At 66.5% G+C, this 15,871-nt stretch carries 14 protein-coding genes; 3 read left to right on the top strand and 11 right to left on the bottom strand.

Annotated features, from left to right (window positions below):
- Positions 1–238: 238 nt before the first annotated feature.
- From ACZ5PO_RS34485 to ACZ5PO_RS34460, 6 genes are all read right to left on the bottom strand, one after another.
- Positions 239–637: a hypothetical protein gene (locus tag ACZ5PO_RS34485; RefSeq protein ID WP_464187225.1), complete on the bottom strand. Its 399-nt coding sequence runs from the start codon at positions 635–637 to the stop codon at positions 239–241.
- Positions 634–1,578, bottom strand: coding sequence for a Stf0 family sulfotransferase (locus ACZ5PO_RS34480; protein ID WP_464187223.1), 945 nt, complete (start codon positions 1,576–1,578; stop codon positions 634–636). Before ACZ5PO_RS34480 ends, ACZ5PO_RS34485 begins: the two co-directional genes overlap by 4 nt.
- Positions 1,579–1,952: 374 nt before the next feature.
- Positions 1,953–5,294, bottom strand: a complete 3,342-nt coding sequence (locus ACZ5PO_RS34475) for a beta strand repeat-containing protein (protein ID WP_464187222.1) — start codon at positions 5,292–5,294, stop codon at positions 1,953–1,955.
- Between the two features lie 255 nt (positions 5,295–5,549).
- Entirely contained in the window at positions 5,550–5,957 is a 408-nt protein-coding gene (locus ACZ5PO_RS34470) for a hypothetical protein (protein WP_464187221.1), read from the bottom strand.
- Positions 5,958–6,070: 113 nt separating this feature from the next.
- Positions 6,071–7,534, bottom strand: coding sequence for an HlyD family type I secretion periplasmic adaptor subunit (locus ACZ5PO_RS34465; RefSeq protein WP_464187220.1), 1,464 nt, complete (start codon positions 7,532–7,534; stop codon positions 6,071–6,073).
- 3 nt (positions 7,535–7,537) lie between these two features.
- Positions 7,538–9,598: a type I secretion system permease/ATPase gene (locus ACZ5PO_RS34460; RefSeq protein WP_464197150.1), complete on the bottom strand. Its 2,061-nt coding sequence runs from the start codon at positions 9,596–9,598 to the stop codon at positions 7,538–7,540.
- Between ACZ5PO_RS34460 and ACZ5PO_RS34455 the strand changes: the two genes are divergently transcribed.
- Positions 9,560–9,769 (top strand): hypothetical protein, encoded by a 210-nt coding sequence (locus ACZ5PO_RS34455; RefSeq protein WP_464197254.1) that lies wholly within the window; start codon positions 9,560–9,562, stop codon positions 9,767–9,769. The genes ACZ5PO_RS34460 and ACZ5PO_RS34455 overlap by 39 nt on opposite strands.
- Positions 9,770–10,837: 1,068 nt before the next feature.
- Complete coding sequence (locus ACZ5PO_RS34450; protein WP_464187219.1) at positions 10,838–11,131, top strand: hypothetical protein; 294 nt, start codon at positions 10,838–10,840, stop codon at positions 11,129–11,131.
- Between the two features lie 139 nt (positions 11,132–11,270).
- Here the strand turns inward: ACZ5PO_RS34450 and dmeF are convergent, their stop codons facing one another.
- The 4 genes from dmeF to ACZ5PO_RS34430 all read right to left on the bottom strand — a co-directional run bounded on the left by dmeF (position 11,271) and on the right by ACZ5PO_RS34430 (position 14,544).
- On the bottom strand, positions 11,271–12,209 hold the full coding sequence (gene dmeF / locus ACZ5PO_RS34445; RefSeq protein ID WP_464187218.1) for a CDF family Co(II)/Ni(II) efflux transporter DmeF: 939 nt from the start codon (positions 12,207–12,209) through the stop codon (positions 11,271–11,273).
- Positions 12,206–12,478: a metal/formaldehyde-sensitive transcriptional repressor gene (locus ACZ5PO_RS34440; RefSeq protein WP_464187217.1), complete on the bottom strand. Its 273-nt coding sequence runs from the start codon at positions 12,476–12,478 to the stop codon at positions 12,206–12,208. Before ACZ5PO_RS34440 ends, dmeF begins: the two co-directional genes overlap by 4 nt.
- A 99-nt stretch (positions 12,479–12,577) precedes the next feature.
- Positions 12,578–13,813 carry a zinc metallochaperone GTPase ZigA gene (gene zigA / locus ACZ5PO_RS34435; protein ID WP_464187216.1) on the bottom strand — a complete coding sequence of 412 codons (1,236 nt, stop codon included), beginning with the start codon at positions 13,811–13,813 and terminating at the stop codon, positions 12,578–12,580.
- Positions 13,814–14,235: 422 nt separating this feature from the next.
- Positions 14,236–14,544 carry a GCG_CRPN prefix-to-repeats domain-containing protein gene (locus ACZ5PO_RS34430; protein WP_464187215.1) on the bottom strand — a complete coding sequence of 103 codons (309 nt, stop codon included), beginning with the start codon at positions 14,542–14,544 and terminating at the stop codon, positions 14,236–14,238.
- Positions 14,545–14,803: 259 nt separating this feature from the next.
- Here ACZ5PO_RS34430 and ACZ5PO_RS34425 point away from each other — a divergent pair, with 259 nt between their 5' ends.
- On the top strand, positions 14,804–15,325 hold the full coding sequence (locus ACZ5PO_RS34425) for a hypothetical protein (RefSeq protein ID WP_464187214.1): 522 nt from the start codon (positions 14,804–14,806) through the stop codon (positions 15,323–15,325).
- 108 nt (positions 15,326–15,433) lie between these two features.
- Here the strand turns inward: ACZ5PO_RS34425 and ACZ5PO_RS34420 are convergent, their stop codons facing one another.
- Positions 15,434–15,826, bottom strand: coding sequence for a group III truncated hemoglobin (locus ACZ5PO_RS34420; RefSeq protein WP_464187213.1), 393 nt, complete (start codon positions 15,824–15,826; stop codon positions 15,434–15,436).
- Between the last annotated feature and the right edge of the window lie 45 nt (positions 15,827–15,871).

Genomic DNA, 15,871 nt, shown 5'->3' with positions numbered 1-15,871 from the left:
AACGATTGCCTGCGCGGACAAGGTTGCGCCAGTCCGATCTGGTACGGAGGCTCTCGGACGTCGCCTCATCTCTCCCTCCCAGCTTCTGTCACCGTCTGAAGCGTCGGCGACAGCAGGCAATCGATGGCCCGGCGAATGTCTCGAACATCTTGCAACGTGTTTGCGTCGGCTGGAACTGATTCGGGGGGGCGTGTAGCCGTATATCATTTTGCCTCATTCATCTGAGAGGTTCGTTTATTTAGATAATTAAAATATATTCAGTAATTATCCAATGATCGCTATATTTTATTCCCAAAAATCGCGCTCTCGCTAAAGCAAAAGGAGATAGCGCTTTCACGGAATCTCCTTTAAAATAGGAGTCTATTGTCGATTTTATCGGTATTATCTGACTCGATTTAAACGATATTCGTCGTCGGCCGAGATTGTCGCCGGCAGATGAGCTTGATTTAAATCCAAAATGTACTATACGTATCCAGAAATCATCCCCGTTTTCGGCAAATTCTTCATGAAACGTAAACCAGCATTTTAATCCAGCCGCTTCGAATATGTTTGCTCCCTCCCGACTGCCGTCAGTAGCTTCAACCGAGCCATCCGGTACAATGCTGGCGGACGCGATGTCTGAGTCTTGGAATTTCATGTCAATGCCCTTCTGCATTCGAGCTTGAGTTGCAGTCCAGATTTACGAGGTCTACTTGCCTCTCCCTCCCGGCTTCTATCACCGTCTGCAGCAATGCCGCGGTGGCACGAGGACAGATGTTCAGCGGTCACATCCTGCCGCAGGCGGGATTCGACGGACGCGGCGAGCTCAGGCGGCAGGTCGCGGACGAGGCGCTCGCGCCAGAGCGCGCTCGTCTCGTCACGCATGATCTCCAGGGTGGTCGAGGGCAGGGCGTCGGGCGGCGCAAGGCCGAGGCCGTGGGAGATGGTGCGCAAGGTACCGAGGGGATCGGCCTGGAGGTCCTCGTAGAAGAGCGGGATCGGGGCCAATCGGCATTCGCCGAACAAGGCATCGAACTTCTGCTCGCTGTCGATCAGGAACGCGAGCCAGCTCACCAGGCTGTCGTGGTCATAGGCGACGGTGTCGAAGGCGCGCCGATGTTGGGCCGTGTTCTGGTAGCTGTGGAAGCGGCCGGAGGCAGCGCTGCGATAGAGCGAGACCGCCTGAGCGACGATATCGCGGCGGCGCAGATAGAACGAAGCCGTCAGCCAGGCGGGATCGATGGGCCCGTCCAGCAGATCGCGCAGCATCAGCGCCTGATAGACCGACAGCTCGAGCCCGGCGACGCCGGGGCCTTCGTCCACGATGGCGTCGACGTAGCGGTTGATATCGGCGATGCCGCGCCGGCGCGGCGGCAGGCAGCCCAGCGCCGGCTCGTCGGTATAGACCCAGCCGTCGTTGAACCACTCCTGCGGGGTGCCGAGCGTCGCCGTCTTCATGGCGAGCTCGGTGAGCCAGGTGCTTCCCGAGCGGGGTGTGAGGAAGATGACGTAGAGCTTGGCGCGCGCGGCGGCGCCGCGCACGGTGCTCGCCCGCAGCACGCCGTCGGCTGGGAAAGCTTCACGAAGCAGATTTTTCATCGGGATTCGCCACACTAGAGCGCTTCGCGATTGGGTGGAATCACCCAATCGCAGAAGAAGTGCTCCAGATTCAAAAGGTTATGAGCATTTCTCTATCATTGGATGATCCCATCCAATGACGAAATGCTCTAGAGCATGATCCCAAAAAGTGGACGCCGGTTTTTGGACAAGATCATGCTTAAATAACGACTTGGAGCGGCATGATGATTCGAAGACAAATCATCCCGCTCTAGCGCATCAGCTCCGCGCCAGCCGAGCCAACTCTGGTGTTTGCAAGACGCGGCCAGCCGTCGGCGCAGATAGTCGTCTGCGCCGCGCGACACGGTGCACGGGGTGGGAGGAGCCCGGCGGCGTGTGGGCGCCGCCGGACCGGGTCAGCCCGCGAGGGCGGGCCGCTGGCCGGCGGCCAGGACGAGGCCGGCGGCGGTCTGGGCTGCAGCGGCAGCGACCAGGTTCGCCGCGCCCGGGTCGGGCGCGAACGCAGCCATGGCGTCGATGAGCTGGCGCGATTGCGCTGCGAGGAGCGCGCCAGGGTCGAGCGGCGCCTGGCCGGCGTCGAAGCGCAGGTCCACGCCGGCGATGGCGCCGGAGGAGCCGTCGGTCCGGGTGAAGGTGCCGTCGGCCAGGATGGTGTTGCCCTGGTCGTCGCGCCGGGTCGCGGTGGCGTTCAGGTCGATGGCGGAGATGCCGAGCTGGCCCAGCGTGAACAGCTGGTCGGCGCTGAACTGGCCGGTGCCGGCGGGGTCGACCCAGACCTTGAGCTGGCCCCAGAGGGCGTCGCTCGCCGTGAGGGTGCCCGTGTCCGTTCCATCCGTCTGGAGGGCCAGCGCGTTCAACGCGTCGAAACCGGCCACCAGATTGTCGTCGTTGCTCACGACGCCGGTATTGCCGGGGTCGTAGACGAGGATGCCTTCCCCGGCCGTCGCCCATCCGGTGCGTACCGGCTGGCCGTCGTTGCGCATGTCGAAGGTCGCCGCGGACGAGGCCAGCCCTTGGGTCTGCACCGCGCCGCCCTGCAAGTTCAGGATGATGGGGTCGTCGTAGCCGCCGATTGGGCCGATGCCGAAGCTTCCAAACGGATTACCATAGAAGCCGCCGAAGGTGATCCCGCCGCCTGCGTTCTCTTCGTAGGTCGGAAGATCGTAAATGGGTGGCGCATAGATCGCGCCGTAGTTGATCAATCCGGAGTACCCGGACAGGTTCGGGTCGTAGTAGAGGGTGTTTTGACCGAAGTCGGGCGGTATCGTGATGTAATTGTCCGGATTGCTGCCATAGGAGATGCTTTGGCCCAAATTCACGGGCACCCCGAGATCGGTGCCGGAACCGGGAACCACCTGTACCGTATCATTGCCGGTTTCCAGCCAGCCGAAGCCTGCGTAGGGGTCCTGGCCGATGACGACCGTGTTGATGGGCGGCGGAGCGACGCTCGCGACGGGCGGCGGTGCTTGCACGGTCGGAGCGGCCGGAAGGCTCGGCTGGCTCGGCGGGTTCGCTATCGGTTGTCCCGGATACGATGCCGTCGAACCGCTACCCGTTGCCTGCGCAAAGCCGCCGCTGCCGGTCGCAACGGCCGACGCGTTGTTGCCCGAGGTCTCGGCGACGCCGTTGGCGCCGTGGGCGAAGGCGTTCGCATTGGCGCCGGTGGTGGAGGCCAGCCCTCCTGTGCCGTACGAAACCGCCGTGCTGCCGATGCCCGTGGTATACGCTCCCGAGCCGGGTCCATCGGCCTGGGCCAGTGCAGCGTCCCCATGCGTGGTGGCCGTGCTGCCCTGGCCGTTGGTGTACGCCTCCGCGGCGTATCCCCAGGTGGTCGCGCCGGCATTGTTGCCGGTGACGATCGCCTCGCTGCCCACGCCATGCGTGATGGCCTGGGCGCCATCGCCCGTGGCCGTCGCCGTGACCCCGTCATGAGTGGTCTCGGCCAAGCCGTAAGCGCCGCTGGCGAAGGCGTTCGATGCGCCGGTGGTCTTGGCCGCGCCATAGAGGCCAGTGGCGATGGCCATGCTGTTGTTGCCGGAGGTGTCGGCCTCACCCGCCGTTCCATCGGCGATGGCGACGGAATTGTCGCCGCTCGCGGTGGCCAGGCTGGATTGCCCGGTGGTGTGCGCCTGGGAGCCCGCGCCGGTCGCCTGCGCGGTCGCCGCTTGCCCGCTCGTCCAGGCGGCGCTGCTCTGCCCGGCGGCGTAGGCCATCGAGCCGTTGCCGCTGGTGATCGCCGTCGCGCCGTAGCCGGTGGTCAGAGCTTCGCTGTCGAGGCCGGTGGTGTAGGAGACGGAGCTCGTTCCGATCGTCGTGGCCGTCGACTGATAGCCCGTGGTCTCGGCGAGGCTGGCATCGCCGGACGCGTAGGCGGACGAGTTGGCGCCGGTCGCACCTGCCGTCGAACCATAGCCCGTCGCCTGAGCGTTGCCGCCTTGCCCGGTCGCGTAGGCCTGGGAGACGCTGCCGTTGGCCTGGGCCAGCGCATAGGCGCCCGTGGTCATGGCCAGGCTGTTCGTCTTGTTGGCGTAGGCCGCCGATCCCGTGCCGTTGGTGATGGCGGACGAGTATGCGCCGTCGGCGACGGCGGTGCTGCCGTCTCCCGTCGTATAGGCCATCGAGCCGGTGCCGTCGGCCTCGGCGGTTGCGTTGTCCGCCGTGGTGATGGCTTCGCTGCCGCCGGCCATGGCCAGGGCGGTGGAGCCGTAGCCCGCGGCAATCGCCATGGAGTTGATGCCGCCCGTGGTGGCCTGCGAGCCGACGCCGGTGGTATAGGCGGTCGACCCGGCTCCGGCCGCGGCGGCATTGGCATAGTTGCCGGTGGTCATCGCCAGGCTGTGCGCCCCGGCGGTGTTGGCGGAGGAGCCGAGGCCCTCGGTGACGGCCACGTCGGATTCGCCGAAGCCCGAGACCACGGCACCGGCGCCGGTGGCGAGGACGGCACTGTTGTTGCCGGTGATCGACACGGCGGCGTTGGCGCCGTTGACCAGGATCTGCGAGCCGTCCCCGACCGTCACGGTGTTGCTGAAACCACCGGTGTTCACGACGGTGCCGATGCCCGTCGTGGTCAGCGCCGCGTTGGACTCGAGGGTGATGCCATTGTTGTTGCCGTTGATTGTAACACTTGAGTTTTGGGAGAGCGTTATATTTGCATTATCCAATTCTGTTGCGCTTCCATGGCCTGATATTACCTGACTAAGCCCGCCGCTCTGAGTGACGGTTGTCACTTGGTCGGCCAACATAACGTTCGAAGAATTTACCCATCTAAAATCAGTTTGTTGTCCGGTGTTGTCAAATGCCATTGTGAGCTTTTCGCCGCTCTGACCAATAGTTTCTGATATCCGGACAATGTTATTTCCGTTCGCGTTTGCGTACTGAGTTACGCTTTGTGACGTATTATCTTGTTGGGTTCGCGACGTCGGAAGTATAATTCCTGAGGCTGGTGCGAACACTGGATTATCGGGAAGTGAAAATCCAGCCGCCTTTAAGGCTGTGCTTGCTGCGCTGTTTGAGTTGAGCGTTAGCGGGGAGTAGGAAAAATTGCCGGCGGAGATCTGTGCCTCGGTCTGTGCTATCGTTGTCCATGCCGAGCTTAGGTCTGAGCCCGTAGCAACGGTCACGGTCGGATTGTCGGGATCAAGCAAACTATCGAGGCCGTCTTGCTTCCAAGTTTGCAAGGCCAGCTGACTGTCGACCGCTGCAGTCGTGCAGCCAAGATTGCCCCAGCTGGTTGCCAAGCCGGTGGCTCCAGCTGTTATCTGCGACATCTGTGTCGAAGGATTACTAGGTCCGGCACCCGTGGCATAGCAGCTAGAAATAAATTGCTGTCCGGTTGAATTAGTATAGAGCAATGTTTCATGATAATATGGAGTTCCAGTTACTGGTATATCTCCGAGCTTCTCGTACACAATTTTGATTGATTCAGTTGCCATTTGAAGGGCCTTTCGTCAGTAAATCCGAGTTTTCGTCTCTCAATTTCGTCTCTGCGCGCGCTAGACACTCTCAATCAGAATGCTGCCCGTTATCTCGCGAACATGTGACCAGTCATCCGTCGGCACCAGACGAACATAGATCGTGATCGCGCCAAATAATTTTGGTCTGTAGCCAATTATTTTGGCGGTCTCTCGAGTTACTCCGTCGTACCCGGGGCCTCTTTTCCCAATTCTGAAGCCGGCGGCTTGTAAAACAATTTCAGCATCGGCGACAGAATCTCCTGCTTTAATATAGGTCTTGATGATGTCAGATATATCATTTGCCGGTGGCTTGAGGGCGCGGGCGCTGTCCAAGTGCGCATACTCCGCATCGATCGCTAGGCGTAGTTTTCTGCCTTTAGTCTCCAGCAAATTGTTTGGCGTGTTTGTATTGTCTTTTCCAATTTGGCTCACATCGATCACCGTCATAAATAAAGTTCTAGATTGACATAGAGAAGTATTAAATGCCACGAACCCCGCTGTGGCCGCCGATAGGGCGGTCATTTTACAGTAAAATGATCGCCGGGCTCTTCTTCGAATGCTCACCTCTCCCTCCCAGCTTCCGTCACCGTCTGCAGCACTGGCGACAGCAAATAATCGATGGCTCGCCGATCGCCAGTTTTGATCTCCGCTGACACGCGCATGCCGGGCTGCAGGCCCTCACGGCGGCCGTCGGCCTCGATCCAGTCGCGTGCCAGGGTCACCTTGGCCGGGTAAGACATGTCGGCCGCCGTAGCCGGAACCGCGCTCGTTGCGCCCTGCGGTGCCGTAGCGGTGGCGGCCTGCACCGCGTCGCGGCCGAGCCGCCGGAGGGTGCCTTTGATCAAGCCGTAGCGGGTGAAGGGGAAGGCGTCGACCTTCACCTCCACCTCCTGGCCTTCGCGCACGAAGCCGATGTCCTTGTTCTCCACCATGGCCTCCACCTCGATGCCGGTGCCGTCGGGCACGATGGTCATCAGGGTATCGGCGGTGGTGACCACGGCGCCAGGCGTGTGGATCTTCACATTCTGCACCGTGCCGGCCACCGGCGCCACCAGCCGCCGATAGCTCTCGCGCTGGCGCGTCTTGGCGATCTGCTGGTCGAGGCCGGCGAGCTTCTGCAACGCCTTGGTGCGCCGGTCGGCGGCGTCCGCCAGGAAGCCGGCGATGGTCTCCTGCTTCTTGCTGTCGAGGGCGCGGATCTCGGCCGCGGTCTGGCGGGTGGCGGCTTGCGCGGCCTTGAGCTCCGCCCTCTTCTCGATCACCTGCTGCTCCGCGTCCAGCACCGGCGGGCGGGCGCCGACGCGCTTGTCCCACAGGCTGGCGACGCTCTCGCGCCGCTCTTCCAGCAGCGGCAAGGTCGCCTTGGCGCGCTCGATCTGCGCCGCATTGCCGTCGAGGGTGGCGTTGCGCTCGTCGATGGTCGATTGCGTCTCGGCGATCTCGGCCAGGTGCTTGGTGATCTCGCTCACCGCCTGGGCGTGGTTGGCCTCGGCCAGCGCCGGGTCGACGCCGTCGACCGCCCGGAACGGCGCCTTGGGGTCGCGCGTCAGCAGCAGGCGCGCCACCTCCGCGTCGAGCGCCGCCTGGCCGCGGTCGTAGAGCAAGGATTGCAGGTCGGCGGTGAGATCCGTCGGGTCGAGATCGACCAGCGGCTGGCCTGCGGCCACGTGGTCGCCGTCGTCCGCATGGATGGCGCGGATGGCCGAGGTCTCCAGCGGCTGCACCACCTTCACCTGGCCGAGGGGCACGATCCTGCCCGGCGCCACCGCCACCTCGTCGATGCGGCCGAGGATGGACCAGGTGACGGCGCCGGCCACCAGGCCGCACAGCGCGAGCGCCGTGAGCCGGCGGGTCGGCGAGGCCGGCGTCTCCACCAGTTCCAGCGCGGCTGGCAGGAAAGCCAGTTCGTCCGCAGTGCGGCGCGCCGCCGGACGCGGCCGCTCCAGCGGCACGACGGTGCCGCGGGGCGCGGCCGCGGGGGCCGGCAGCGTCGTCGATCTGTCCGGGTTGCGTGCCTTCGCCATGGCCTAGCCCGCCGCCTGCCGCACGAGATTGGCATAGAGGCCGCCCGCGGCGATCAGCTCGTCGTGGGCGCCGGCTTCCGCCAGCTTGCCGCGCTCCATCACCAGGATGCGGTCGGCGGCCCGCACCGTCGACAGGCGATGGGCGACGATCAACACGGTGCGGCCGGCGCAGATGGCGCGCATGTTGGCCTGGATGGCGCGCTCGCTCTCGTAGTCGAGCGCCGAGGTCGCCTCGTCGAAGATGAGGATGCGCGGGTTGGTCACCAGCGCCCGGGCGATGGCGATGCGCTGGCGCTGGCCGCCCGACAGGTTGCCACCGCGCTCCTCCAGCACCGTGTCGTAGCCCTGCGCCAGCTCGACGATGAACTCGTGCGCGCCGGCAAGCTCCGCTGCCCGCACGACGGCGTCGAGGGGCAGGGCGGGGTTGGCGAGCGCGATGTTGTCGCGGATCGAGCGATTGAACAGCACGTTCTCCTGCAGCACCACGCCGATCTGGCGCCGGAGCCAGGAGGGGTCGAGCAGGCTGATGTCGATGCCGTCGACGAAGACACGGCCGCGCTCGGGCGTGTAGAGGCGCTGCAGCAGCTTGGTGAGGGTCGACTTGCCCGAGCCGGAGCGGCCGACGATGCCGATCACCTCGCCGGCGCGGATCTCGAGCGACAGGGCTTGCAGCACCTCCGGGCCGCCCGGCCTGTAGCGGAAGACGATATCCTCGAAGGCGATGTCGCCCTTGATCGGCGGCAGGTTCTGGCGGGCGCTGGCGCCCTGCTGCTCGGTCGGCGTGTTGATGATGTCGCCGAGCCGGTCGACGGACAGCTTGAACTGCTGAAAGTCCTGCCACAGCTGGGCGAGCCGCAGCACCGGGGCGCTGATCTGCCCGGCCAGCATGTTGAACGCCACCAGCTCGCCGATGGTCATGGTGTTGTCGATGACGGCCCGGGCGCCGAACCACAGGATCGCCGCGGTCGTGAGCTTGTTGATGAGCGAGATGATCTGCGAGCCGCTGGACGCCAGGGTGACGACCTTGAGCGACGCGCCGATATAGGCGGCCAGCTGCCGGTCCCAGCGCTCGCGCACCTGCGGCTCCACCGCCATGGCCTTGAGCGTCTGGATGCCGGCGAGGCTCTCCACCAGCAGCGACTGGCTGGTGGCGTTGCGGGCGAACTTGTCCTTCACCCGCCGCTGCAGCTCCGGCACGATCGACAGGGAGACGAGGGCGTAGGTGGGGATGGAGATCGCGACGACCAAGGTCAGCTGCGGGCTGTACCAATACATGACGGCCAGGAAGATGAAGCTGAAGGCGATATCGATCAACAGCGTCAGCGCCGACGAGGTGATGAACTGGCGGATGTTCTCCAGCTCGCGCACGCGGGCGACGGTCTGCCCGGTGGCGCGGCTCTCGAAATAGGAGATCGGCAAGGCGACGAGGTGGCGGAACAGCAGCGAGCCGAGCACCGCATCCATGCGGCTGGTGGTGTGGGCGAACGTATAGGTGCGCAGCCAGTTCAGCGTGACATCGGCGATGTTGACCAGGACGAGGCCGATGACCAGCACCTCGAGCGTGGTCAGCCCGCGGTGGACCAGGACCTTGTCGATGACCACCTGGGTGAACAGCGGCGCCACCAGGCCGACCAGCTGAATGAACACGGAGATCAGCAGGACTTCGGCCAGGATATGGCGGAAGCGCTTGACGACGGGCAGGAACCAGCCGAGCCCGAAGCGCAGGGCGTCGCCGCCGAGCGGCTCCCGCTTGCTGACGTAGAGCGCCTCGCCGTCCCAGACCTGGGCGAGGTCGGCCGCGGCGACCTCGATGACCGGTCGGCGCGGGCGCGCGATCAGGACCCGTTCGGCCGTGACCTTGGCGATGATGAAGTAATCACCGCTGCGGTCGATGCCGATGGCAGGCAGCGGCATGTGCGCAAGGCGGGTAACGGACGAGCGCGCCCGCCGGGCGCGAAAACCCTCCCGGCGCGCCATGCGGACCAGGTCATCGGGGGAGGCTACCCGGCCGGATGCCATGTATTCATGGCGAAGCTGGCCTGGATCCAGGCGCTCACCCAACACGGTCGCGAGCAGGCAGAGCGCCTCCACGCCCGTATCCGGCGCAGAATTTTCTGGTATCGGGGTATCGGCGGCATGGATTACGCTCATCGCATGACCCGGTATGCGGCGGATTCGTCCTGGAATCAGCGCGCCGCTGGAGGCATTTTATTTTCGGTTACTAACGAAGTCTGAAGCTTGTCGCCAAGCCGATCGCGTTTCGAGGGCAAGCTAGAGCATTGCGTGTGCGGGCGCCATGATACCAACCAGGACGCTGGAGCGGCTTTGCCATGCACATAATGCATGAGTGCAACTCGTGGGCGAGCTCGGGTTGCATCAGCGGCATGATGTATAACGTCTTCGATATGATCTCGACTTGATGGTCGCTTGCATGCAACTTCGCTCACGCGCAAGAACAAGTGCGGCAACGGGCTTGGTCATCGGGTGGACGGCCGAGCGAACCTGGTGATCAAGATCGATCAAGGCCGGCATATGTCGTGCAGTTGACATCGTCTATACGTGATTTGACTACGATCGTTGCCTATTGCCCGCGCAGCGGACGTGAATAGCGTGCCGCTACGCGATGGTTGTGCCTTGGTTGAGATGGGTCGCGCCACGCGCGCCGCCGACGCGCAAGCCGTCGTTGGCGTCGCGGCAGGCGCACCGGTTGGCCATTTGCTGGCTCCGACCGAGACGCGTATGCGACAGCCGCAGTCCAGCATTGCTTGGCGAGCGGGGGCGAATTGCTGGCCGCCTGCTGAGTGCGCCAAGTTGCTGGCGAGTCGAGATATGTATTCGAATATCCGTGGCGCCCCATGTGATGAATAGAACGACTCGACGACTTTCCTGGCCGGTCGCGAGCGCGCGCAAGGTCATTCCGATGGGTCCCTTTCAATCCATTCAGGCAAGATCGGTGCGCTATGCCGGGTAAATCGGGCGGTCGATGTCGGCAGGACGACGTATTGGCCTGGAGCAAAGAGCTCTTCTGGCGCGGGGAAAGCGTGATGCTCTGGCGTGGCGGCGCTAAGCTGCGTCCGTGCCGACGCCGGGGCGGCGGCGCGGGCTGCGAGGTGGCGGCGCACGGCGCGGCAGCTGCCGGATGAGGCGCCGCCAGCGGTGCCGGCTGACGCGCGCACGTCACCGGGGGCCGAGGGCGAGGCGGCTCGCGGCGCGGCCGCCCGTGCGCTCGTCAGGCCGTAGCGACGCGGGGGAACAACTTTGCCGTCGCCGTCGTTGTCTGCGGGGCTCTGTCAGGAGGCTTATATGAAGCTCACACTCACCATTGCCGCGGCGCTCATCGCCGCCGGTGCGTCCGTCGCCCTGGCCCAGGCGCCCGCCAGCCAGGGCACGCCGGGCGGCAGCGCCGCCAGCCCGGCGCCGGGTGGCACGACGAGCGGCGCCATGGATTCATCGGGCCAGACAAGCGCCCCCAAGGCCCACAAGGCCACCAAGAAGAAGACGGCCAAGAGCACGAAGGCCAAGCCGGCGGCGAAGCCGGCCGGCGGCGCGGCCGCTCCCGGTGCGGCCGCCCCCGCTGCCGCACCCAAGCCGCAGTAATCGGCGGCGTCGCAGCGGCCGTCGGGCCGCCGATCGGTCGCCCGCATCGCGCCGCTCGCGCCTTTGGATCGAGGCCCGAGTGGCCGGGCTCGGCTGCGGCCGCGCCGGCCATGGCGTCGCGTCGGGGCGGCGGCCGGGTTCAGGCGGCCCGGCGCTCCACCTCGACGGTCAGGTGCGACAGGTCGTGGATGTGGGCGAGCTTCTCGCGGTAGTGGGAGGGGGCCTTGGGGTCGTCCGACACCAGCGCGACGATGGCGCCGTGGTGGCCGGGTCCCAGCCGCCAGACGTGCAGATCGGTGATGCGGTCGCCGTCCCGCTCCACCACGTTGCGGATCTCGTCCGGCAGCTCCTCGTCCACCGGCACGTAGTCGAGCAGCACGCCGCCGGCATCGCGGATCAGCCCCCACGACCAGTTGGCGATGACGAGGGCGCCGACGATGCCGATCGCCGGGTCGAGCCACAGCCAGCCCCAGAGGCCGCCGGCCGTGAGCGCCGCGATGGCGAGCACCGAGGTGAGCGCGTCGGCCAGCACGTGCAGGTAGGCGGCGCGCAGGTTGTTGTCGCCGCCATGGGCGTGGTCGTGGCCCCCATGGCCGTGGCCGTGGTGCGCTCCGTGATCGCCGCGCAGCAGCCAGGCGCTGGCGAGGTTCACCGCGAGCCCCAGGACGGCGACGGCGATCGCCTGCGGGATGTCGATGGGCACCGGCGCGCGCAGGCGCATCACGCTTTCCCAGCCGATGAAAAGGGCGATGAGGGCCAGCACGATGGCGCTGGCGAAGCCGGCGAGGTCGCCCATCTTGCCCGTGCCGAAGGTGAAGCGCGGATTGCGGGCGTTGTGGCGGGCGTAGAGATAGGCAAGCGCGGCGATCAGCATCGCCGCCGCGTGCGTCGCCATGTGCCAGCCGTCGGCGACTAGGGCCATGGAGCCGAACAGGCTGCCGGCGACGATCTCGCCGACCATCATCGCCGAGGTCAGCGCGATGACGAGCCAGGTGCGGCGCTCGTTGCGCGCATGGCCGTCGCCGAGGAACACATGGTCGTGCCCGGCCGGGGCGGCATGGTCCGGGGCAGTGCTCATCGCAGATACGTCCTCACCACGGCGATCAACTCCTCGGCCCCGGCCTGCCGGGCGTCGGCGCCGGCCGCCTCCACCACATGGGCACGCAGATGGTCCTCGATCAGCTCGGCCGTCAGCCCGTTCACGGCGCCGCGCACCGAGGCGACGAGGTTGAGCACCTCGGCGCAGGGAGCCTCCGCCTCGAGCGCCCGCTCGATCGCCTCCATCTGCCCCTTGAGCCGGCGCACCCGCGCCAGCAGCTTCGGTTTCTCGTGCAATGTATGGCTCATAGGATAGGGGGGTACCCTATAAGGGGCACGGCGTCCATAAGAAGATGGCCGGGCTCTGGCCCGGCCATCCGTCGTCGCAAGCGTCGCGGACCGATCGGTTCAGCGCCGCCAGGCTGGGAACGGATCGGGCAGGCCGGCCCAGGCGCGCGGCTCGAAGCGGGGCGACGTGCCCGAGCCGACCAGGCAGGCATCCAACGCAGCTCGCATCGCCGCTTCGTCCAGGCCGACGCCGATGAACACCAGCTCCTGGCGCCGGTCACCGAACGCCGGGTGCCAGCGGCGTCTCAGCTGCGCCGCCCAGTCCGGATCCTGCGGCCAGCGCCGCTCGGGGATCGCCGACCACCAGAAGCCCAGGCCGGAGGTGCGGCAGACCGAGCCGGCAATGGAGAGCTCGCCGCACCAGTCGGGCCGCGTCGCCAGCCAGAAGTGGCCCTTGGCCCGCACCAGCCCCGGCCAGCTGCGGCCGAGGACGGCGTGGAAGCGGGCCGGATCGAACGGCCGCGCGGCGCGGTAGACGAAGTGGCCGATGCCGTACTCCTCGGTCTCCGGCACATGGTCACGGAAGCCGTAGAGCTCCTTGGCCCACAGCGGATGGCTCTCGGCCTTGTCGGGATCGAAGCGCCACGTGTCGAGCACGTCGGCGAGGGGGACGCGGCCGAACGCCGCCTCGACCAGTCGGGCGTCCGGGTTGAGGGCGCGCACCACCTGGCGTACGCGCTCGCGCTGGTCGGGCGCGACATCGTCGGCCTTGTTGACGATGACGACGTCGGCGAACTCGATCTGCTCGGTCAGCAGGTCGGCCAGGGTGCGCTCGTCCGCGTCGCCCGCGGTCTCGCCGCGGTCGGCCAGGCGGTCATGGCTGCCGAAATCGCGGAGCAGGTTGATGGCGTCGACGACCGTCACCATGGTGTCGAGGCGGGCGACGTCGCTCAGGCTGCGGCCATCCTCGTCGCGGAACGAGAAGGTGGCGGCGATCGGCAGCGGCTCGGCGATGCCGGTGCCCTCGATCAGCAGGTAGTCGTACTTGCCGCTGCGCGACAGCCGGTCGACCTCGGCCAGAAGGTCGTCGCGCAAGGTGCAGCAGATGCAGCCGTTGCTCATCTCGACCAGCTTCTCGTCGGTGCGCGACAGGTCGGCGCCGCCCTGGCGCACCAGGTCGGCGTCGATGTTCACCTCCGACATGTCGTTGACGATGACGGCGACGCGGCGGCCCTCGCGGTTGTTCAGGACATGGTTGAGCAGGGTCGTCTTGCCGGCGCCGAGGAAGCCGGACAGCACGGTGACCGGCAGGCGGTCCGGGCGGGGCGAGGGGGATGTCGTCGTGGCTGTCGTCAACGGGGCGCTCCTGGTTCGTCGGGTCGGATAGGTATGCAATGTTATAACATAACAATCCAGGACGAAACGGAAGACGGCGGGCAGGCGGCGATGCCCGTCCGGCCGCGCCGGTCCCTTCAGGCTGTCGGGAAGGCGGGCGTGGGCCCGGAGCCGGCGAGTCCGACAAAAGCCCCTTCACCGCGAGGTGAAGGGGCAGGTCCGTGAGTGAGTGAAGCCGTGCCGCGGGGCACGGAGTTCGGCAACGCGAGCGCGATGGTCACACCGGCTCGGCCGGGCCGGGCGCGGTGCCATGGTTGCCGCCGGCATCATAGCAGCTGAAACGGGCGACGGGGCCGATCGGGCGGGTCGGCGCTCCCGTTGTTGGGATCACGGTTAATGGGCAGGCCTCGGGCCGTTATCCGCGGCGCGCGGCGGCGCAGTCCCTACTGCCAGTATCCGTTCGGCAGCCGGCCATGGAAGGGCGTGTTGCGGCAGTTGCCCCACGGGCCGCGCCAGAAGCCCGGCGGGCAGCCGTTGTTGACCACGGCATAGCCGCCGTAGGGCAGGGGGCCGGTATAGGGCGTGTCGCGGCAGCCGCCCCAGGGGCCGCGCCAGAAGCCCGGCCCGCAGCCCTGGGCGGCCGTCGTAACGGCGGCCGGCGCCGCCATCGGCGCGTGCCCCGGCAGCGCGCTTGCGGAGGTCATGGGCCAGGCCGCGACGAGGGCTGCGGCAACGACGGCGGACTTCAGCATCGGTGACCTCCTGTCGGGCGCTCGTCATGCAGCGCGGCGCCCGGATCGCTCCGGGCGCCGCTGCGCCAGCCGACATTCTAGAGCTGCGGTCGGCAAAAGTGGACATCGGATTCGTGTCGGACATCATGCGCAAAGGAGATGGACCGGGGTGCCGGTTCCACGATAAGCCATGCGGCTCCGGGCGGTTCGGCGTCGCCGGACGGGCCGGGTGTGGCAGGGGGCGATGCCCACGGAAGGGGAGTTTGCGATGGGTCTCAGGATGAGAATCGGAGCGACCGCAGCCGTGCTGGCCGCGGCCCTGGCATGGGGGCCCATGGCCTTCGCCCAGCAACAGGCGCCAGCCGCGGCGCCGGGTGGTGGGGCGGCCCCAAACCCCGCGCCGCCGCCCGCGGTCGGCTATACGCCGGCCGACGCGCAGGCGGTGCTGAATGCGCGGCTCGCGGGATTGAAGACGGTGCTGGAGCTGACGCCGGAGCAGGCGAAGCTGTGGCCACCGGTCGAGACGGCCATCCGCGACATCGTCAAGCGCGCCATCGCCCGCGGCGAGCGGCGCGACGACAGGCCGCCAGCCAGCTTCCTCAACGCGCTCGACCGCATCGCCTCGGCCGAGGAGGCGCGGGCCAAGGACCTGCATCTGTTCGTCGAGGCCGCCAAGCCGCTGGCCGACACGCTCACCGAGGCGCAGAAACGCCGCGTTCCGGCTTTCCTCGGCCTGACCGACCACCCGGGGATGCCGCAGCCGAGCGCGCAGATCTGGCTGTTCGAGGAAGAGCGGAGCTGAGCGCGACACGCTTCGCAGCTGACGCCGGCGGGAGCGCTTCGCGATGGGGAAGCGCCCGGTCGCCATAGAAGCGCTCCCGATCCAAGGCGTTGAAGAGCTGGCGCGAATTCATGGATAGATTTCGCGCTCGAGCGGCTTCAGAAGGGTGATGTCCTCGCCCCTTCGCATCCGTATGTTGAGCCGAAATGAATTCGCGATCCTTTCGGATCGGTCGATGAAGAGCGCGGCGACATCGGGCGGGCACAGCTCCTCCGCGGTGTGACGGAAGAGGGCGAGCCAGCGCCTGAAATGGGCGTCCCCCAGCGCCGCGATGGCGAGATGTTTCTGCAAGGGCCTGCCATCGTAGCGGCTGCTGCCGAGCAGCATCGAGTTCCAGAAATCGACGATCGTGTCCAGATGCGCCTGCCATCGGTCCGCGGGGACGGCGCCCACGAAAACGGGCCCGATGAGGTCGTCCTCGCGCGCCAAGGCGTAGAACCGGTCGACGACCCGACGGACCATGGCCTCGTCGAGGCCACCGGACGGTCGTGAGCCGGTCCGCCGGAG

This window comes from Chelatococcus sp. KU-N122 (genome assembly GCF_055391085.1).
This window is presented reverse-complemented; position numbering and strand designations above follow the sequence as displayed.